Annotated in this window: 16 protein-coding genes; 6 read left to right on the forward strand and 10 right to left on the reverse strand. The window is 56.3% G+C overall.

Annotated features, from left to right (window positions below):
• Window positions 1-78 precede the first annotated feature (78 nt).
• The 3 genes from ftsX to ftsY are packed head-to-tail and all read right to left on the reverse strand — an operon-like array spanning window position 79 to window position 3,144.
• Entirely contained in the window at window positions 79-1,062 is a 984-nt protein-coding gene (gene ftsX / locus CRO19_RS07320) for a permease-like cell division protein FtsX (RefSeq protein WP_097095257.1), read from the reverse strand.
• Window positions 1,052-1,720, reverse strand: a complete 669-nt coding sequence (gene ftsE / locus CRO19_RS07325; protein WP_097095258.1) for a cell division ATP-binding protein FtsE — start codon at window positions 1,718-1,720, stop codon at window positions 1,052-1,054. The genes ftsX and ftsE overlap by 11 nt, the downstream gene beginning before the upstream one ends.
• A gap of 5 nt (window positions 1,721-1,725) precedes the next feature.
• A complete protein-coding gene (ftsY, locus tag CRO19_RS07330; RefSeq protein ID WP_097095259.1) occupies window positions 1,726-3,144 on the reverse strand; it encodes a signal recognition particle-docking protein FtsY in 1,419 nt (472 codons plus the stop codon).
• A gap of 230 nt (window positions 3,145-3,374) precedes the next feature.
• Here ftsY and rsmD point away from each other — a divergent pair, with 230 nt between their 5' ends.
• Window positions 3,375-3,971: a 16S rRNA (guanine(966)-N(2))-methyltransferase gene (gene rsmD / locus CRO19_RS07335; protein ID WP_097095260.1), complete on the forward strand. Its 597-nt coding sequence runs from the start codon at window positions 3,375-3,377 to the stop codon at window positions 3,969-3,971.
• Entirely contained in the window at window positions 3,961-4,230 is a 270-nt protein-coding gene (locus CRO19_RS07340; protein ID WP_097095261.1) for a DUF1145 family protein, read from the forward strand. The genes rsmD and CRO19_RS07340 overlap by 11 nt, the downstream gene beginning before the upstream one ends.
• A 39-nt stretch (window positions 4,231-4,269) precedes the next feature.
• Here CRO19_RS07340 and CRO19_RS07345 read toward each other — a convergent pair whose 3' ends face one another.
• Window positions 4,270-4,626 carry a DUF2500 domain-containing protein gene (locus CRO19_RS07345; RefSeq protein WP_097095262.1) on the reverse strand — a complete coding sequence of 119 codons (357 nt, stop codon included), beginning with the start codon at window positions 4,624-4,626 and terminating at the stop codon, window positions 4,270-4,272.
• A gap of 164 nt (window positions 4,627-4,790) precedes the next feature.
• Between CRO19_RS07345 and CRO19_RS07350 the strand changes: the two genes are divergently transcribed.
• Window positions 4,791-5,420 (forward strand): lysoplasmalogenase, encoded by a 630-nt coding sequence (locus CRO19_RS07350; protein ID WP_097095263.1) that lies wholly within the window; start codon window positions 4,791-4,793, stop codon window positions 5,418-5,420.
• Window positions 5,421-5,513: 93 nt separating this feature from the next.
• Window positions 5,514-7,790: a zinc/cadmium/mercury/lead-transporting ATPase gene (locus CRO19_RS07355; RefSeq protein WP_097095264.1), complete on the forward strand. Its 2,277-nt coding sequence runs from the start codon at window positions 5,514-5,516 to the stop codon at window positions 7,788-7,790.
• Here CRO19_RS07355 and tusA read toward each other — a convergent pair.
• Window positions 7,787-8,032, reverse strand: a complete 246-nt coding sequence (tusA, locus tag CRO19_RS07360; RefSeq protein ID WP_007891299.1) for a sulfurtransferase TusA — start codon at window positions 8,030-8,032, stop codon at window positions 7,787-7,789. The genes CRO19_RS07355 and tusA overlap by 4 nt on opposite strands.
• A 306-nt stretch (window positions 8,033-8,338) precedes the next feature.
• Here tusA and CRO19_RS07370 point away from each other — a divergent pair, with 306 nt between their 5' ends.
• Window positions 8,339-9,004 (forward strand): 7-cyano-7-deazaguanine/7-aminomethyl-7-deazaguanine transporter, encoded by a 666-nt coding sequence (locus CRO19_RS07370; RefSeq protein ID WP_097095265.1) that lies wholly within the window; start codon window positions 8,339-8,341, stop codon window positions 9,002-9,004.
• A gap of 116 nt (window positions 9,005-9,120) precedes the next feature.
• The gene (locus CRO19_RS07375; protein WP_097095266.1) at window positions 9,121-9,678 is read left to right on the forward strand and encodes a DcrB family lipoprotein; all 558 of its coding nucleotides are present in this window, start codon (window positions 9,121-9,123) and stop codon (window positions 9,676-9,678) included.
• 157 nt (window positions 9,679-9,835) lie between these two features.
• Here the strand turns inward: CRO19_RS07375 and glgP are convergent, their stop codons facing one another.
• From glgP to glgB, 5 genes are all read right to left on the reverse strand, one after another.
• A complete protein-coding gene (gene glgP / locus CRO19_RS07380) occupies window positions 9,836-12,283 on the reverse strand; it encodes a glycogen phosphorylase (RefSeq protein WP_097095267.1) in 2,448 nt (815 codons plus the stop codon).
• Between the two features lie 21 nt (window positions 12,284-12,304).
• The gene (gene glgA / locus CRO19_RS07385; protein WP_097095268.1) at window positions 12,305-13,738 is read right to left on the reverse strand and encodes a glycogen synthase GlgA; all 1,434 of its coding nucleotides are present in this window, start codon (window positions 13,736-13,738) and stop codon (window positions 12,305-12,307) included.
• A 63-nt stretch (window positions 13,739-13,801) separates the two neighbouring features.
• A complete protein-coding gene (glgC, locus tag CRO19_RS07390; RefSeq protein WP_097095269.1) occupies window positions 13,802-15,094 on the reverse strand; it encodes a glucose-1-phosphate adenylyltransferase in 1,293 nt (430 codons plus the stop codon).
• A gap of 10 nt (window positions 15,095-15,104) precedes the next feature.
• Window positions 15,105-17,084 (reverse strand): glycogen debranching protein GlgX, encoded by a 1,980-nt coding sequence (glgX, locus tag CRO19_RS07395; protein WP_097095270.1) that lies wholly within the window; start codon window positions 17,082-17,084, stop codon window positions 15,105-15,107.
• Complete coding sequence (gene glgB / locus CRO19_RS07400) at window positions 17,084-19,270, reverse strand: 1,4-alpha-glucan branching enzyme (protein WP_097095271.1); 2,187 nt, start codon at window positions 19,268-19,270, stop codon at window positions 17,084-17,086. The genes glgX and glgB overlap by 1 nt, the downstream gene beginning before the upstream one ends.
• Window positions 19,271-19,381: the final 111 nt, after the last annotated feature.

Below are 19,381 nucleotides of genomic sequence, written 5' to 3' on the forward strand. Positions count from 1 at the left end.
CGGGGGAAACAGGAGAATTCCTCTGCTCCCAGGTCGTCGGCAGCAGAGGAAGAGTATACCAAAAAACGTTGCTTTTGGTTACTGTGGCGTAAATCGGCGTAAATGTTGTACCGTCGCCAGCCATGCCGCAATCCAGCCAATGATGCCGGCAATCAGCAGTAACAGCAGTCCTTCATCCCAGGAAAAACCTTCCAGCACAAAGGTGGTACCAAATACCGTTGCCACTTGCGCCACCACCGATTGCAGGCGCAGCACCAGCACTTCCGAAAGAATCAGCGATAGCACCGCACCGCCGAAACCTAATAGCGCACCGCCATACAGGAACGGACGCAGAATAAACCCATCGGTCGCGCCAATCAGCTTCTGTACGTTGATCGTATCGCGACGCGCAAAGATGCTCAGACGAACGCTGTTGCCGATCACCAGGAACACCGCCACCACCATCAGCAGACCAATCATTGAGGCGATCTGGCCAACCAGCCCCGTGAGCGCTGCCAGACGTGAGAACCAGCTGTCATCCATGCGCACTTCATCAACGCCCTGCACTTTCGCTACGCGATCGCGCAGATTCGCCATGGTATCCGAATTCTGGAAGTTGAGTTTTGGCGTGATGATGGCCACCGCCGGCAGCGGATTCTGCTCCAGCATGTCCATGGAGCCGCCAAAGCCCGACCAGTTGCGGAACTCATTCAGCGCTTCTTCACGCGTCAGGTAATTCACATTATCCACGCCATCCAGCTGCTTAAGCTGCGCGGTGACATTCTCTGCTGCGGTGTCATCCAGCGCTTTATCCAGATATACCGTCAGCTGCGGGGCGGGATACCACTGGGTCGCGGCTTGGCTTACGTTTTTCCACACCATGTAGCACACGCTCGGCAGCGTCAGTGAGATAGCAATCACCATCACCGTTAGCAGCGTCGCCAGCGGCTGACGCCACATATCGGACAGCGTGCCGCGCAGCGCGTAGCGCCATTGCTCCTGCCAGCCACCCTTCAGCGCTTTACTTTTAGAAGGCTGCTTCGCTTTCGGCGCAGGTGCGCGCTTGTTGCGTTTATTGACCATCGTGGCCTCCGTGCAGACGTCCCTGATTGAGCGTCATCACGCGATAATTTCGGCGCGCAATCAACCCCACATCGTGCGTTGCCATCAGCACCGTGACGCCAACGCGGTTGAACTCTTCAAACAGGCGCAGAATGTCTTCCGACAGCGCATTATCGAGGTTACCGGTCGGTTCGTCCGCCAGCAGCACCGCCGGTTTGTTCACCACCGCGCGGGCAATGCCCACACGCTGTTGTTCACCGCCTGAGAGCTGAATCGGATAGCTTTTCGCTTTGTCGAGCAGGCCCACTTTATCCAGCGCGGCCGATACGCGGCGACGAATGTCTTCGCCGCTGGCACCGGAGATAATCAGCGGAATCGCCACGTTGTCATAGACCGAACGATCCATCAGTAAGTGGTGATCCTGGAAAATCATGCCAATCTGACGTCGCAGGAAAGGGACTTCACTGTGACGCAAACGCGAAATATCATGGCCGCTAAACCAGATCTGCCCCGCACTCGGGCGCTCAATGCCACAAATCAGCTTCAGTAAGGTACTCTTCCCCGCGCCAGAGTGGCCGGTCAGGAACGACATTTCACCAGGACGCAGATGAAAATCCACCCCCTGCAGCGCCTGACGTCCACCCAGGTAAGCTTTACTGACCTCTTCAAAGCGAATCATCCCAATCATTCCTCTCGGGCAAACAGTGCCTCAATAAAGTCTGCGGCCTTAAACGGCCGTAAATCCTCGATGCCTTCCCCAACACCGATATAACGAATCGGAATGCCGAACTGATCGGCAACCGAGAAGATCACGCCGCCTTTGGCGGTGCCGTCCAGTTTGGTCAGGGCGATGCCGGTCAGGCCCACCGCTTCATGGAACAGTTTGGCCTGGCTGATAGCGTTTTGCCCGGTACTGGCGTCAAGCGTCAACATCACCTCATGCGGCGCCTCTTCATCCAGCTTCTTCATCACACGGGTAATTTTTTTCAGCTCTTCCATCAGGTGCGATTTGTTTTGCAAGCGACCGGCGGTATCGGCAATAAGGACATCGACATTGCGCGACTTAGCGGCCTGAATGGCATCAAAAATCACGGAGGCGGAATCCGCGCCGGTATGCTGCGCGACGACCGGAATATTGTTGCGCTGGCCCCACACCTGCAGCTGTTCAACGGCCGCAGCACGGAAGGTATCGCCTGCCGCCAGCATGACGGATTTGCCCTGCGCCTGATACTGGCGCGCCAGCTTACCGATGGTGGTGGTTTTACCCACGCCGTTGACGCCAACCATCAGGATGACGAATGGCGTTTTGCCGCCCACTTCCAGCGGCTGGTCCACTTTTTCCAGAATGCCGGCCATTTCGGCTTTCAGCAGCCCATACAGCGCTTCAGCATCACGCAGCTGCTTGCGGTTGGCCTGCTGGGTCAGATTGGTGATGATGCGGCGCGTCGTTTCAACGCCAACGTCCGCAATCAGCAGCTGCTCTTCCAGCTCCTCAAACAGGTCGTCATCAATCTTTTTGCCGCGGAACAGGCTGATAAAACCGGAACCGAGGTTTTCACGCGTTTTAACCAGGCTGCGCTTCAGACGGGCGAAAAAGCCCTCTTTGGTAGGACGCTCCTGCTCCTGGGTGATAATGGGCGCAGCAGCCAGCGGCAGATCGCTAACGGTATCCTGAGGTTCCTCAGCCAGCTCAGCATCTTCTGCATAGGTTTCTGCCAGCGCCAGCGCTTCCAGCTCTTCGTCGCTTAAGGGGGCTTCTTCATCAACGTCTGGCGCATCAAGCGCCAGCTCTTCCAGCTGAGGCTCTTCTTCGATAGGTGCGACAACCGGCTGGACGATCTCTTCCGGCAGCACTTCTTCTTCGATGGCGGTTACCGGCTCGGCAATAACCTCTGGTTCAACCTGCTGATGTTCCGCAACCTGCTCGGTAACCGCGACGGTGTCTTCAGCCTGCGCTTCGGCGCGATCTAACGCACTCTCTTCAACGGCGGGCTCAGGTGCCACCTCGGCAGTTTGCTGCTGCTCTTCAACAGGCTGTTGCGTCTCTTCTTCTTTGCCAAAGCCTAGCCAGGAAAAAAAGCCGCGTTTTTTCTCTTTTGCCATTGTGTGACCCTACTCCTCGATGGCTTATTCCCGGTAGCACGCTGTTCCCAGGGGATAAAATATGCATTTTTTTGCGGGGAGCCGCGTAAAAATCAGGTAATTACGCGCGCTCTACCAACTCAGTAGTCTAACACTTTCCAGCCAGCGCACCACAGCACCCTTTTTTAACGTTTCTTCTGCCCGCTACGCCCGTTAAACTACGCAACAAATTATGACGAGTTGTGAGCAAAATGAGCAAATCCCCCCGCAGCAACGGCGCTGGCCAGATCCGCATCATTGGCGGCCAGTGGCGCGGCCGTAAATTACCGGTACCGGATAGCGCTGGCCTGCGCCCGACCACCGATCGCGTGCGTGAAACCCTGTTCAACTGGCTAGCGCCAGACATTCAGGACGCGCGTTGCCTCGACTGCTTTGCCGGCAGCGGCGCACTCGGCCTTGAAGCACTCTCTCGTTATGCCGCATCAGCCACGCTGCTGGAGCTGGAACGTACTGTAGCGCAGCAGCTTTCGCAGAACCTGCAAACGCTGCGCGCCACGCAGGCGAAAGTGGTGCAAACCAACACGTTGCAGTGGCTGAGCCAGCCGGGCGAACCGTTTGACGTGGTGTTTGTCGATCCGCCGTTCCGTAAAGGCCTGTTACAGGAAACGTTGACCTTACTGGAGCAAAATGGCTGGCTGGCCGATGAAGCGCTGATCTATGTGGAAAGCGAAGTGGAAAACGGCACGCCCGTGGCACCGGCCAATTGGGATTTGTACCGCGAGAAAATCGCCGGCCAAGTGGCTTATCGCTTATATCAACGCCAACAGGAGAAGCAGAATGTGGCTTAATTTGGGTCGCTTGCTGATGATTTGCGTATGGGCATTTTTGCTGCTCAATCTGGTGCAGCCCTTCCCCACGCCGCTGCGCTATTTTGTGCATGTGGCGCTGTTCTTTATGGTGATTATGCACGGCCTGCAATTGGTGCTGCTGCGCGCCACTCAGGCAAAAGACGCGCCCAAACTGAGCGGCGTAACCCAGGCGAAGATCTTCTTCTTTGGCGTGTTTGAGCTGCTGGCGTGGCAGAAAAAGCATTATCCGAAGATGTAATGAGTGCGTTTGGTGGCCAGGTCGCCGTGAATGGCGGCCTTACGGCGCTGGCGTAAAACTGACAAAGCGTGTCCCTTGCATTTTCAGCTCCCCTTTCACGCCCTTATCCATCTGATGATAATCACTGGCGTTGACCGTCACTTTGATATCGCTCGCGCCATTCAGTGGATGAAACCAGGCTTCATACTTCATCTCTTCTCCGGCAATGACTTCGCGCTGGCGTGAACGGCGATTAGGAGAGGGAAATTCGCGCTTAGTTTTCACTTCTACGCTCAAAGAGCGCACTGGAGAGGCATCGTTCACTGCGGTTTCGCGGCGCTGCTTGATAAACTGACGCGTCGCCAGAACGGCAATAATGGCCAGTACGATGAAAAAGATTAGCGGTGGTTTGCTCATGATTTATCTCGTGCTTTGCGTTAAGTCGGAACGGGTAAAGACGACAAAGCATACAACCAGAGTCGGCTGATTGTCACATTTGGCGGCGGTAACTTACACTGAGTAAGTGATTTTGGGAAAATTCATCAAACTGGCGGACATTTCGTTCAGAAAAGGGAGAAAACATGCTTTGGTCTTTCCTTGCCGTACTTTTTTCCGGCTGGCTCTACGTCGATGCTTCATACCGCGGCCCGCAATGGCAGCGCTGGCTATTTAAACCTGTCACCTTGCTGTTGCTCGTTGCCTGGGCGTGGCAAGCGCCAACGCTTAACACCACCGATTATCTGATCCTGGCCGGTCTTATTGCCACGCTGGTGGGTGATGCGCTGATGCTGCTGCCGCGTCAGCAGATGCTCTATGCATTGGGCGCATTTTTCCTGTCGCATCTGCTGTACACCATCAGCTTTGCCGCGCACATGACCATGAGTTTCTTCTGGCCGATTCCCCTCACCTTCCTGGTGATTGGCGTAATTGTTATCGGCGTTCTCTGGACCAGGCTGGAAGATCTACGCTGGCCAATCTGCACCTTTATTGGCATGACATTGGTGATGAACTGGATGGCAGCGGAGAACTACTTCTTCCGCCCAACCGATTACAGTTTCTCGCTGCTTGTCGGCGCCGCGTTATTGCTGTTAGCCAACATTGTCTGGTTTTTCTCGCACTATCGCCGCCGCTTCAGCGCCGATAGCGCCATCGTCGCCGCCTGTTACTTCGCCGGTCATTTTATGATTGTGCGCTCCCTGTGGCTTTATTGAAGAAAATCTCACCTTCAGCTTGACTCTGGAGTTGACTCCAGAGTGTAGCATTAGGGTGCGGGTGATATCCCGCCCCCTAATTCCGGAGGTTATATGCATCAACATGCCCATCCTTGCCGCTGTGGAAAGTCTCATCGCCAACCGCAGCCGCTGTGCTCGATTCGCAGCGTAACGCCCTCAGCCCTGAAAATCTCAGCCGCGCAGCCAGTTACGCCAGAAGGTGATTGTGGCTGCTGCGACAGCGATAGCGGCTCGTCCGGCGGCGAAAGCGACGCCGAAAGTGACAGGCCCGCACTCACTTCACACCAATTTCGCTGGCAGATTGCCGGCATGGATTGTCCCAGCTGCGCACGAAAAATCGAATCTGCCGTGCAACGCGTGCCGCAGGTGCAGCAAGCGCGGGTGATTTTCGCCAGCGAAAAACTGGTGGTGGATGCCGAAAACGATATCCGCAGCGCTATCGAACAAGCCGTAAAACATGCTGGCTTCACGCTGACCTCCAGCGATCCTCAATCGCCCCCACCACCGGAAAGCCGCTGGCAGGAAAATGCCGGTTTACTGCTGCTTGGCGTACTGATGCTCGCCAGCTGGCTGCTGAGCCAGGTTTCACCGCTTTGGGGCGATCGCCTGTTTATTGCTACCACGCTGATTGGTTTGGCCCCCATCGCGCGCAACGCCTGGCAACTGCTGCGCAGCGGATCGCCATTTAGTATTGAGATGCTGATGACCATCGCCGCCGCCGGTGCGTTGGTGATTGGTGCCCACGCTGAAGCCGCCATGGTGCTGCTGCTGTTCCAGCTGGGCGAACGCCTGGAAGCCTACGCCGCCGCGCGCGCGCGTCGCGGCGTGACCGCGCTAATGGCGCTGCGTCCTGACACCGCCACGCGCATTGTCGGCACACAACGGGAAAATGTCCGCTTAGACGTGCTGCAGCCTGGTGATGTAATTGAAGTCGCGGCCGGTGGCCGTTTACCGGCGGACGGCGAGTTATTGCATGCCAGTGCCAGTTTTGATGAAAGCGCGCTGACCGGCGAATCGCTGCCGGTGGCGCGTGAGCCGGGTGAACAGATCATGGCCGGTGCCACCAGCCTCGATCGTCTGGTTACCTTGAAAGTGGTTTCCCAGCCGGGGCAAAGTGCTATCGACCGCATCCTGCAGCTGATTGAAGAAGCCGAAAGCCATCGTGCGCCGGTTGAACGCTTTATCGATCGCTTCAGCCGCATTTATACGCCGGCGATTATGCTGTTGGCGCTGCTGGTGATGGTGCTGCCACCGCTGCTCGGCGTTGGAGCATGGCTGCCGTGGATTTATAAAGGGCTAACGCTGCTGCTGATTGGTTGCCCGTGTGCGCTGGTGATCTCCACACCCGCGGCCATTACCTCTGGATTGGCCGCTGCCGCCCGTCAGGGCGCGCTGATAAAAGGCGGCGCGGCACTGGAGCGGCTCAGTCGCGTTAGCATGATGGCGTTCGACAAAACCGGCACACTGACCGCGGGCAAGCCACAGATCACCCATATTCAGTCGTTCGGTGGAACAGCGGAAAACAGCCTGCTCAGCATTGCCGCTGCCGTTGAACAGGGCTCCACGCATCCACTGGCGCGAGCCATTGTCACTGCAGCCGAGCGGCGTCAGCTTGCGATCCCTTCCGCTTCTCAGCAGCAAACCCTGGCGGGCAGCGGTATTCGTGCCGACATTGATGGCGTGACCTATCAGTTACTCACGCCACGTGAAGCCAGGCAGCTTAACGCAACTCAGCAGCAGCTGATTGCCGAGCTGGAAGCCCAGGGTCAAACCGTGGTGCTGCTGTTGCAGGATCAGCAGGTACTCGGCGCATTGGCGTTGCGGGATCAGTTGCGTGAAGAGGCGATAAGCGCACTCTCTCAACTGCAAAAACTGGGTGTAAATAGCGTGATGTTGACCGGTGATAACCCGCGAGCAGCCGCTGCCATTGCCGCCGAATTGCAGATTGATTATCGCGCCGGTCTCTTGCCCGCCGATAAAGTGGAAGCCGTGCGGCAATTAGGCGCACAACAATCGCTGGCGATGGTGGGCGACGGCATCAACGATGCGCCTGCGATGAAAGCAGCGACGATCGGTATCGCGATGGGCAGCGGCACCGACGTCGCGCTGGAAGCCGCCGATGTAGCATTAACGCAAAATCAGCTGGCGATTCTGCCGCGCACGATCGTGCTGGCACGGCGCACGCGCGCCATCATTCGGCAGAACGTGGCGCTGGCGCTGGGCCTGAAGGCGATTTTCCTCGTCACCACGCTGCTCGGCTTTACCGGTTTGTGGCTGGCGGTACTGGCAGATTCCGGAGCCACCGCGCTGGTTACCGCGAATGCGCTGCGCTTGCTGCGTCAGCGTTAAGCGCCTTTTTTGATGAGAAACTGGTACGGCAGGCTTTCGGTCTGCTGTGCCAGCAGCTGATGTTCCATAAAACGGCAGAAACCGGGAATATCGCGCGTGGTGGCGGGATCATCGGCGATGATCAGCAAGGTTTCACCGGCCTGCATGCTGCGCACGGTTTTACGCACCATCATTACCGGCTCTGGACAGCGCAGGCCAAGGGCATCAAGCTGATGGTCAGGCGCAGAAAAGGGATCGCTCATGATTCTCTGTCTATGGTGGAAGATGGCCGCACATTTTAGCGTGTGAATTAGCCAACGCAAGGCGATAACGATTGCGTTAAAATTAACCATTGCATAAATTACGCAACGCGTTAAGATGCCGCCGATTTTTAAATTGCTACCATATTTTGCCCTAAATAATTCGAGCTGTAGCAAGGCGGCAAGTGCGAGCAGCCCCAGGAGCTTACTGAAGTAAGTGACTGGGGTGGACGCACGCAGCCAACGCAGCTACGGCTTGAAGTATGACGGGCAATGGGTTCCCTCACCCCACTATTAAAAAGGTCCTACATGATTGCTTTTTCTGCACGTCAGCGCATGCATGCGCTGTTTTGGCTATCGCTTTTCCATCTGCTGGTGATCACCTCCAGTAACTACCTGGTGCAGCTGCCGGTTTCCATCTTCGGCTTCCACACCACCTGGGGCGCGTTTAGCTTTCCGTTTATTTTCCTCGCAACCGATCTCACCGTGCGCATCTTTGGCGCGCCGCTGGCTCGTCGCATCATTCTGGCGGTGATGATTCCAGCGCTGGTGATCTCCTACATCGTCTCGTGCGTCTTTTATCAAGGCGAATGGCAGGGTTGGGCATCGCTGGAAGAGGTTAATCTGTTTGTCGCGCGTATCGCCTGCGCCAGCTTTATGGCTTATGCGCTGGGCCAGATCCTCGACGTTCACGTTTTTAACCGTTTGCGCCAATTACCCCAGTGGTGGATTGCCCCTGCGGCCGCGATGTTCCTTGGCAATATCAGCGATACGCTGGCCTTCTTTTTCATCGCCTTTTACAAGAGTCCAGACCCGTTTATGGCTACGCATTGGGTCGAGATCGCCCTGGTGGATTACAGCTTCAAAGTGCTGATCTGCATGATCTTCTTCCTGCCGGCTTACGGCGTGCTGCTGAATGCCATGCTGAAGCGATTAGCCGAGCGTTCCGCACAGCGACAGGTGAATTTCGGCTGATTCCACATAGACGTAACGCCATGGCACGCTAAAATTTCCTGACACTCCGGCGGTTGCTTTTGCCCGCCGATTCCGTTTTGATAACGCCTGACTGGAATCATGTAAAAGGGAAAAGAATGCGTAACGTAGTGAAATATGTGGGTATTGGCCTGCTGGTGATAGGCCTGGCGGCATGTGACCAGAAGAAAGATGATGCAGCAGCAAACAGCAACGGTGCCAGCGCCAGCCAGTCTGCTCAGACGGTCAATTTGATGGACGGCAAGCTGAGCTTCTCACTGCCGGCGGGCATGTCTGATAAGAGCGGCAAACTCGGTTCTGAATCCACCAACATGCACGTCTATGCCGACGAAACCGGCCAGCGCGCGATTATCGTGATTGCGGGCGATCCCACTAACGAAGCGCTAGATGCGTTGGCGCAGCGCCTGGAACAGCAGCAGCGCAGCCGCGATCCACAGCTGCAAGTGGTGTCGAATAAAGCGGTGACGCTGAAGGATCAGCCGGCTCAGCAGCTGGATACGGTGATTTCTGCCAATAACCAGACGTCATGGTCTTCGGTGATTCTGGCAAAAGTGGACGGCAAACTGCTGACGCTGCAAATTACCTTGCCAGCGGATAACCAGCAGCAGGCACAAAGTGATGCTGACGGGATTGTCAAAAGCATCACTTTAAAATAATTCTTAAAATCTGAACGTTTATCGGTCGCCATGAATGGCGACCCTACATTTGTTCAGTACAGTTTGGTAGGGTCGCTATTCATGGCGTCTCTACCATTGTTCAGTGCGGTTTGGTAGGGTCGCCATTTATGGCGACCTGGATTTTGAAATTCCCGCCTTACAACCTCACTGGCGAGATGTGCCAGATCTCATCCGCATACTCCTGAATGGTTCGGTCTGACGAAAAGTAGCCCATATTGGCGATATTCAGCGCCGCGCTGCGTTGCCACTTATCCGGCTGACGATAGAGCTTGTCTACCTTGTCCTGCGTATCCACATAGCTGCGATAATCCGCTAGCAGCTGATAGTGGTCGCCGAAGTTCACCAGCGCATCAAACAGATTGCGATAGCGACCCGGTTCCTGCGGACTGAACACGCCGCTGGCGATTTGCGTCAGCGCCTGATGCAGCTCAGGATCTTCCTCGTAATACTTACGCGGGTTGTAGCCGTCGGTGCGCAGCTTCTCGACCTGCGGCGTGGTGTTGCCGAAGATAAAGATATTCTCCTTGCCGACATGCTCCAGCATCTCCACATTAGCGCCATCCAGCGTACCGATGGTTAACGCGCCATTCAGCGCAAATTTCATGTTACTGGTGCCCGATGCTTCGGTGCCAGCAGTGGAGATCTGCTCGGAGAGATCCGCCGCAGGGATAATGATCTGCGCCAGACTCACGCCATAGTTCGGGATGAACACCACCTTCAACTTGTTCTTCACCTGCGGATCGTTGTTGATCACGTTGGCGACATCGTTGATCAAGTGGATGATGTGCTTCGCTACGTAATACGCCGACGCCGCTTTACCGGCGAAGATATTCACGCGCGGCACCCATTCAGCGTTGGGATCGGCCTTGATGCGGTTATAGCGCGTAATAACGTGCAGCACGTTCAGTAGCTGACGTTTGTATTCATGGATGCGTTTGATCTGCACATCGAAGAGCGCATGCGGGTCCAGCACAATATCCATATTTTTCGCCACCCAATCCGCCAGGCGCTTTTTGTTGGCGAATTTGGCGTCGGCGATCTGCTCGATAAACGCCGGGTAGTCAATTTGTGCCGTTAGCTCGTTGAGCTGGCCGAGATCGGTGCGCCAGTTGCGACCAATCGCTTCATCTAATACATCGGACAGCGGCGGGTTGGCCAGCGCCAGCCAGCGACGCGGCGTCACCCCATTGGTTTTATTGCAGAAACGGCCAGGGAATAGACGCGCGAAATCAGCGAACAGCGATTGCACCATCAAATTGGAGTGCAGTTCCGACACGCCGTTGACCTTGTGGCTTACCACCACCGCCAGCCACGCCATGCGAATGCGCCGACCGTCGTTTTCGTCAATGATCGAGATGCGCGCCATCAGCTCCCAATCATCCGGATAGTATTCCTGGATGGTTTTCAGGAAATAGTCATTAATTTCAAAAATGATGCTGAGATGACGCGGCAGAATTTTGCCGATCATATCCACCGGCCAGGTTTCCAGCGCTTCCGTCATCAAGGTGTGGTTGGTGTAGGAGAACACCTGACAGGTCACTTCAAACGCATCGTCCCAACTGAATTTTTGCTCGTCGATCAGCAGTCGCATCAATTCAGGGATCGCCAACACCGGATGAGTATCATTAAGGTGAATGGCAATTTTATCCGGCAGATTGTCCCAGGTTTCATGCATCTGCCAGTGACGATTGAGAATATCCTGCACCGTTGAAGAGACGAGGAAATACTCCTGGCGCAGACGCAGCTCGCGGCCGGAATAGGTTGAATCATCGGGATAGAGCACGCGCGAGACGTTTTCCGAATGGTTCTTATCTTCCACCGCAGCGAAGTAATCACCCTGGTTAAACTTACCGAGATTGATCTCGTTGCTGGCCTGCGCGCCCCACAAACGCAGCGTGTTGGTGGCATCGGTGTCAAAACCGGGGATGATCTGATCGTAAGCCATCGCGACGATCTCTTCGGTTTCGATCCAGCGCACCCGCGCCCCTTCGTGCTGCAAACGGCCGCCGAAACGCACCTTGTAGCGCGTATTAAAGCGCTGGAATTCCCACGGATTACCATATTCCAGCCAGTAATCCGGTGATTCGCGCTGCTGCCCGTCAACGATATTCTGCTTGAACATGCCGTAATCGTAACGAATACCGTAGCCACGTCCCGGCAAACCCAGCGTGGCGAGCGAATCAAGGAAGCAGGCGGCCAAACGTCCAAGGCCGCCGTTGCCGAGACCGGGATCGTTCTCCTCTTCCATCAGTTCGCTGAGATCCAACCCCATCTCGTCCAGCGCCTGATTGAGATCGTCGTAGATGCCCATCGCCAGCAGCGCGTTACCGAGCGTGCGTCCCATCAGGAACTCCATCGACAGATAATATACCTGCCGCACATCCTGTGAGAGCTGCGCGCGACTGGAGCGCAGCCAGCGTTCCACCATGCGATCACGCACCGCCAGCAGTGCGGCGTTGAGCCACTCATGCTTATTCGCGATCGAGGGATCTTTACCAATAGTAAACATCAGCTTATAGGCGATTGAGTGCTTCAGCGCGTCAACCGTCAGCGTGGGTGAGGCATAGGTGAAAGGTGCATTCATATCAAGTATCCCAATCTCTCATTACAGCAAACGTTGATAAAGATCGCGGTAGGCTTGTGCTGCCACCTGCCAACTAAAATCCATCCCCATCGCCTGCCGCTGAACGTAACGCCAGAGTGCAGGTCGAGACCACAGAACAAATGCGCGCCGAATCGCCCGCAGCAGCGACCAGGCATTACTGTCTTCAAAGGTGAATCCGCTGGCGACACCGTCCGCCAGATTCTCCAGTGAGCTGTCTTGCACCGTATCCGCCAGACCACCGGTGCGACGCACCAGCGGCAGCGTGCCGTATTTCAATCCATACAGCTGGGTTAAGCCGCACGGCTCAAAGCGGCTCGGCACCATAATCACATCCGCGCCGCCAACAATGCGGTGCGAGAAGGCTTCGTGATAACCAATCTGCACGCCAACGCGACCCGGATGCTCCGCAGCCGCCGCGAGGAAACCTTGCTGTAACTCGGCATCTCCCTGACCGAGCAGCACCAGCTGGCCGCCCTGCGCCAGTAGGCCCGGCAGCGCTTCCAGCACCAAATCCAGCCCTTTCTGTTTCGTCAGGCGGCTGATCACGCAGAACACCGGCGCTTTGTCATCCACCTTCAGGCCCATGGCAATCTGCAGCTGGCGTTTGTTCTCGGCTTTGCTCTCCAGCGTTTCGCTGTCGTAGCGCGCGGTGAGCAGCAAATCATGCGCCGGATCCCAAATGCCAGGATCGACACCGTTGAGAATCCCGCTCAGTCTTCCCTCGCGCAGGCGCTGCTCGAGTAACGCTTCCATACCGTAACCAAATTCGGGTCGGGTAATCTCCAGCGCATAAGTCGGGCTGACCGCCGTAATATGATCGGCATAGAACAGTCCCGCCTTGAGGTAGGAGATCTGTCCAAAGAACTCCAGGCCATGCATATCAAAGAAGGCGCGCGGTATCTGAATTTCATCCAAATGACGCGCGGAAAACAGCCCCTGATACGCCAGATTGTGCACGGTGAACACCGTTTTCGCCGGGTGACCGCGCGCAGCAATGTAGGCGCAGGTTAAGCCGGCATGCCAGTCATGCGCATGCACGATATCGGGCTGCCAGTACATATCTAATCCGCTGGCAATCTCTGCGCCCATCCAGCCCAGCAGGGCAAAGCGCAGGTAGTTATCCACATAGGCAAACTGCGACGTATCGTGATACGGGCTGCCGGGACGTTCATACAGTCCCGGCGCATCAATTAAATAAATGCCAACGCCGTTAAATTGTCCAAAAAGTAAGCGCACCGGTCCAGCAAAAGTTTGCAGCTCCGCCAGGATTTCAGTATCAGGAATCCCTTTACGCAGATCCGGATAGGCGGGAATCAACACCCGCGCATCCGTACCATCGGCTATTTGCGCCTGTGGTAATGCACCGACGACATCAGCCAGTCCGCCGGTTTTCAACAGCGGGAAAAGCTCTGAACAGACATGTAAAACCTGCATCCTGAACCCCTATTGTTATCGCACGCGTTCCACGCGGCAATTTTCTCTATAATCTTTCGTCATCTACTGACCCGCTCTGGCTAATTTGGCCAGCATGGCGCGCGTCACCAGTACGATGCCCTCTTCTGAACGGTAAAAACGACGGCTGTCTTCATCGGGGTTTTCGCCAATGACCATGCCTTCTGGCAGCTCGCAGGCGCGATCAATCACGCAGCGGCGCAGACGACACGATCGGCCAACCACCACATCGGGCAGCAGCACTGCGGAATCAATATTGCAAAACGAGTTCACGCGAATGCGTGGGAACAGCACGGAATTCACCACCACCGAGCCAGAAATGATGCAGCCGCCCGAAACCAGCGAGTTCATCGTCATGCCGTGGCTGCCGGAACGATCCTGCACAAATTTCGCCGGTGGTAGCGGCTCCATATGGGTGCGAATCGGCCAACTATGGTCGTACATATCCAGCTCAGGCGTCACCGAGGCTAAATCGAGGTTGGCGCGCCAGTAGGCTTCCAGCGTGCCGACGTCGCGCCAGTACGGCTCGGCCTTTTCGTCAATCTGCACGCAAGAAAGCGTAAAGGAGTGCGCGTAAGCTTCGCCGCTGGCGACAATTTTTGGCAGCAGATCTTTACCAAAGTCGTGACTGGAATCGGCTACCTGCAGGTCTTCTTCTAGCAGCTGATAAAGGTAATCGGCGTTGAATACGTAAATGCCCATGCTCGCCAGCGCTCGGGTGTCATCCCCCGGCATTGACGGCGGTTTTGGCGGCTTTTCAACAAAATCGATCACGTTGTTTTCGGCATCAACCGCCATCACACCAAACGCCGTGGCTTCGGCCAACGGCACCGGTAAGCACGCGATAGTGCATTTGGCACCGCGATCGACGTGATCGAGCAGCATGCGCGAGTAGTCCATCTTGTAGATGTGATCCCCGGCGAGAATCACGATGTATTGCGCGTTATAGCGACGAATGATGTCGAGATTTTGCGTCACCGCATCGGCGGTACCGCGGTACCAGTGTTCGGTAGCGGCACGCTGCTGGGCGGGCAGCAGATCGACAAATTCGTTCATCTCTTCGTTGAACAGGGACCAGCCACGTTGGATATGCTGCACCAAAGTATGTGACTGATATTGGGTGATCACGCCGATGCGCCGAATGCCCGAGTTGATGCAGTTGGACAGCGCAAAGTCGATGATGCGGAACTTGCCACCGAAGTGCACGGCAGGTTTGGCGCGTTTCGCGGTGAGATCTTTCAGGCGCGTACCGCGCCCGCCAGCAAGGATCAAGGCAACCGTTTGTGTAGGGAGCTGGCGCGCCAGCATCAGATGATCTGTTCTATCTAATTTCACCATGTCTGACTCCTTATGATTGCTTTTGGAACACGCACACACCGTGTGCGGGACCGTGCCAGACAGTTGTCAGGATGGGGTTATCTTCCCCGGCGAAAGGAGGAATGGCACGCCACTCTCCGTCTGGTAAGGCGATATCATTCACCGATTCCGTGGCGTTTATTGTTATTAACCAGCGGCAGGAGAGCAGGATCTGCATTCTGTGCGTCCCCTGTTCCCACTGCTCTGTTTCCAGTGGTTTGCCGCTGGCGTTGAACCACTGCACGTTGCCATCGCCCTCCTGCCACCAGCCATCCTCGGTCAGCGCAGGAATGCGCTGGCGCAGATGGATTAATGCAGCAGTGAAGTCGACCAGTCCAAAATCATCCTGTTGCCAGTTGAGCCAGGTCAGCGGATTGTCCTGACAATAGGCATTGTTGTTGCCATGCTGGCTGTGACCGCGTTCATCGCCCGCCAGCAACATCGGCGTGCCCTGTGCCAGTAGCAGCGTCGTCAGCAAGCCATGCACGCTGCGCCGCCGCCGCTCGACAATATCGAAACTGACCTGCAGCCCCTCTTTGCCGTGGTTATGGCTGAAGTTATTGCTGCTGCCGTCGCGATTATCTTCGCCGTTGGCCTGATTGTGTTTGTTGTTGAAGCTCACCACGTCGCGCAGCGTGAAGCCGTCGTGGGCGGTAATAAGATTGATGCTGGCGTGCGGCAGGCGCGCCTCACGCTGGAAAACGTCGCTGGATGCGGCAAAACGGCGGGCAAAATCTCCGTTATTCAGCTCACCTTGCAGCCAGTAACGACGCGCCGCGTCGCGAAAATGATCATTCCATTCGGCAAAGTCTGGTGGGAAATTACCCACCTGGTAACCGCCAGGGCCAATATCCCACGGCTCGGCAATCAGCTTCACCTGCGAGAGCAGCGGACACGCTTTGATGGCGGCGAACAGCGGTGCATCCTGACGAAATTCCGGCGTACGGCCTAATACGCTGGCGAGATCAAAACGAAAACCATCGATATGGCAGTTGCGCACCCAATAGCGTAGCGCTTCCAGCACCCATGCCATTACCTGCGGATGGCTGAGATTCAGCGTGTTGCCGCAGCCGGTCCAGTTTTGATACTCACCGTTGCCATCAAGCCAGTAATAGCTGGCGTTATCCACGCCGCGCTGGGAAATCGTCGGTCCGATCTCTTCCAGTTCGGCGGTGTGGTTGAACACCACATCCAGAATCACTTCGATGCCCGCGGCATGCAGCGCTTTTACCGCCTGCTGAAACTCCTGCAGCGGTGATAAGCCGTTTTCACCCGACGCGTAGCGCGCATCTACCGCCCATAAAGCGAAGGGGTTGTAGCCCCAATAGTTGCTCAAACCCAAACGGCGCAGGCGCGGCTCGCTGGTGAACTGGGCAATCGGCAGCAGTTCCAGCGCGGTAACGCCAAGATGGCGCAGGTAGTTCACCATAGCAGGATGACCTAGCGCCGCATAAGTCCCACGCAGCCTTTCCGGAATTTCCGGATGCTGCTGCGTCAAGCCACGCACGTGCGCTTCATAAATCACCGTATTACCCCACGGCGTGCGCGGTGGCTGGTCACTCTCCCAATTAAAATCCTCGGCAATCACTAATGATTTAGGGGCAACGGCGGCGTTATCCAGCGGATCCGGCTCACGTTCACCGCCATAAACACACGCCTCGTCCGCCACATCTCCTACTACCGCTTTGGCGCAGGGATCAACCAGCAGCTTGGCAGGATTGAAGCGATGTCCCTGCTGCGGTGCCCACGGACCGTGAACCCGATAACCATAACGCTGGCCGGGCTTGAGCGCGGGAAAATAGCCGTGCCAGATATCACCGCTGCGCGCGGGCAGCGGAAAACGTCGCTCAGCGCCGTGTGCGTCAAACAGGCACAGCTCGACGCGCTCAGCGTGCTGGGAAAACAGCGTGAAATTGACGCCGTGCCCATCGTAATGTGCACCTAACGGTTTCGGCTGCCCCTGCTCCAGCATCAGTCGCTCTCCCGCACCAGCCAGAGGGTTGCCAGCGGCGGCACGGTCAGGCTCAACGACTGCGGTCGACCGTGGCTGTCAATCTCATCGGTATGCACCACGCCGTGGTTACGCGTGTCGCTGCCGTGATAATCGTGCTGGTCGGTATTCATCACTTCACGCCAGCCGCCACGCTGATTGACGCCAAAACGGTAGTGATGACGCACCACGGGGGTGAAGTTACTGATGACGATGATCTCATTGCCGTCGCGATCGCGACGCGCAAAGGCAAAGACCGAATTCTCGTGATCGTCTACCACCAGCCACTCAAACCCTTGTCCATCAAAATCAAGCTGATGCAGCGGCGCATAGTGACGATAGGTATGGTTGAGGTCGCGCACCAGCCGCTGTACGCCGTTGTGCCAGTTGTCTTCCCCCTCCAGCAGGTGCCAGTCAAGGCTGGTGTCGTGGTTCCATTCACGGCCTTGCGCAAACTCGTTGCCCATAAATTGCAGCTTCTTGCCGGGGAAACCCCACATCCAACCGTAATAAGCGCGCAGATTAGCGAACTTTTGCCAGGCGTCGCCCGGCATGCGATCGAGGATAGAGCGTTTACCGTGCACCACTTCGTCATGCGATAGCGGCAGCACAAAGTTTTCGGTGTAGTTGTAAAGCATGCCGAAGGTCATCAGGTGGTGATGGTAGCGGCGATGCACCGGATCGAGCTTCATGTAGTCCAGGGTGTCGTGCATCCAGCCAAGGTTCCATTTGAACCAGAAGCCAAGCCCGCCGTCTTCCGAGGGACGCGTGACGCCGGGATAATCGGTGGACTCTTCCGCTACCGTCACGCTGCCTGGTGCGGCGCGGCCTAGCGTGCGATTGGTGTGGCGCAGGAAAGAGATCGCTTCGAGGTTTTCCCGTCCACCAAACTGGTTCGGTACCCACTCACCTTCGGCGCGACTGTAGTCGCGGTAAATCATCGAGGCCACCGCATCCACGCGCAGTCCGTCAATGCCGAAGCGTTCCATCCAGTACAAGGCGTTGCCAGATAAATAGTTGCTGACTTCGCGTCGCCCAAAGTTGTAGATCAGCGTATTCCAGTCCTGATGAAAGCCTTCGCGCGGATCGCTGTGCTCGTAGAGTTCAGTGCCATCGAATTTTGCTAAACCAAAATCATCACTCGGGAAGTGGCCCGGCACCCAATCGAGCAGGACATTAATCCCTGCATCGTGTGCAGCGGCAATGAAGTGGCGGAACTCATCACGCGTACCGAAGCGGCGCGTTGGCGCGTACATTCCCAACGGCTGATAGCCCCAGCTGCCGTCGAACGGATGTTCGTTAATCGGCATCAGTTCAATATGAGTGAAACCCATCTCTTTGACGTAGGGAATCAGCTGTTCAGCCAGCTCTTTGTAACTTAACCAGAAGTTATCGTCGGTATGACGCCGCCACGAGCCCAGATGGACTTCATAAATCGAAATCGGCTGATCAAAGGCATTCGCCGCTTTGCGCTGCGGTTGCATCTCGGTTTTCGGCGGCAGGCCACAGATCATCGAAGCCGTTTGTGGGCGCATCTGTGCTTCGAAGGCAAAAGGGTCGGCTTTGATACGCAGCTGGCCTGAATTATCAATAATCTCAAACTTATACAGCTGGCCGTTTACCGCGCCAGGGACGAACAGCTCCCACACGCCCAGTTCCCGGCGGAAGCGCATCGGGTGACGGCGGCCGTCCCAGAAGTTGAACTCACCCACGACTGATACCCGACGTGCGTTAGGTGCCCAGACGGCGAAGCGCGTACCGTGCACGCCATCGATAGTGGTGCCGTGCGCGCCCAGGGTTTCGTAAGGGCGCAGGTGCGTACCTTCGCCAAGCAGCCACGCATCCATCTCCTGCAGCAGCGGACCAAAGCGATAAGCATCATCAATCAGGTTTTGCTGACCGTGCCAATTCACCGCCAGCTGGTAGCCAAACAGATTTTTACGGCGCGGGATCACGCCACAGAAGAAGCCACGTGAGTCGAGACATTTAAGTTGGGCGCACTTACGTCCGGTGTTGGTTTCAATCACCCACACATCGGAGGCATCAGGCAGCAGCGCACGCACTTCAAGGCCTTCGGTAGTTTGGTGCATCCCCAGTAACGAGAAGGGATCGGCGTAATTCCCGGCAAAAAGGGCATTGATCGCCTGGCGATCGGGAAGCTCTGACATGACTTTCTTCCTATGATTTTGCGCAGGCGACCCGAGTCGGCAGAATTATCGACTGGGGTGCGCTGCTTTTCATTGAGCCATAGGTACACTGCGAGGACACAACCGTCCGTG

Source organism: Candidatus Pantoea floridensis (assembly GCF_900215435.1).
GTDB classification, from domain to species: Bacteria; Pseudomonadota; Gammaproteobacteria; order Enterobacterales; family Enterobacteriaceae; genus Pantoea; species Pantoea floridensis.

What these genes read in the sequence shown, in the direction of transcription:
- ftsX (WP_097095257.1), bottom strand. Translation starts at nt 1,062, where the DNA reads ATGGTCAATAAACGCAACAAGCGCGCACCTGCGCCGAAAGCGAAGCAG.
- ftsE (WP_097095258.1), bottom strand. Translation starts at nt 1,720, where the DNA reads ATGATTCGCTTTGAAGAGGTCAGTAAAGCTTACCTGGGTGGACGTCAG.
- ftsY (WP_097095259.1), bottom strand. Translation starts at nt 3,144, where the DNA reads ATGGCAAAAGAGAAAAAACGCGGCTTTTTTTCCTGGCTAGGCTTTGGC.
- rsmD (WP_097095260.1), top strand. Translation starts at nt 3,375, where the DNA reads ATGAGCAAATCCCCCCGCAGCAACGGCGCTGGCCAGATCCGCATCATT.
- CRO19_RS07340 (WP_097095261.1), top strand. Translation starts at nt 3,961, where the DNA reads ATGTGGCTTAATTTGGGTCGCTTGCTGATGATTTGCGTATGGGCATTT.
- CRO19_RS07345 (WP_097095262.1), bottom strand. Translation starts at nt 4,626, where the DNA reads ATGAGCAAACCACCGCTAATCTTTTTCATCGTACTGGCCATTATTGCC.
- CRO19_RS07350 (WP_097095263.1), top strand. Translation starts at nt 4,791, where the DNA reads ATGCTTTGGTCTTTCCTTGCCGTACTTTTTTCCGGCTGGCTCTACGTC.
- CRO19_RS07355 (WP_097095264.1), top strand. Translation starts at nt 5,514, where the DNA reads ATGCATCAACATGCCCATCCTTGCCGCTGTGGAAAGTCTCATCGCCAA.
- tusA (WP_007891299.1), bottom strand. Translation starts at nt 8,032, where the DNA reads ATGAGCGATCCCTTTTCTGCGCCTGACCATCAGCTTGATGCCCTTGGC.
- CRO19_RS07370 (WP_097095265.1), top strand. Translation starts at nt 8,339, where the DNA reads ATGATTGCTTTTTCTGCACGTCAGCGCATGCATGCGCTGTTTTGGCTA.
- CRO19_RS07375 (WP_097095266.1), top strand. Translation starts at nt 9,121, where the DNA reads ATGCGTAACGTAGTGAAATATGTGGGTATTGGCCTGCTGGTGATAGGC.
- glgP (WP_097095267.1), bottom strand. Translation starts at nt 12,283, where the DNA reads ATGAATGCACCTTTCACCTATGCCTCACCCACGCTGACGGTTGACGCG.
- glgA (WP_097095268.1), bottom strand. Translation starts at nt 13,738, where the DNA reads ATGCAGGTTTTACATGTCTGTTCAGAGCTTTTCCCGCTGTTGAAAACC.
- glgC (WP_097095269.1), bottom strand. Translation starts at nt 15,094, where the DNA reads ATGGTGAAATTAGATAGAACAGATCATCTGATGCTGGCGCGCCAGCTC.
- glgX (WP_097095270.1), bottom strand. Translation starts at nt 17,084, where the DNA reads ATGCTGGAGCAGGGGCAGCCGAAACCGTTAGGTGCACATTACGATGGG.
- glgB (WP_097095271.1), bottom strand. Translation starts at nt 19,270, where the DNA reads ATGTCAGAGCTTCCCGATCGCCAGGCGATCAATGCCCTTTTTGCCGGG.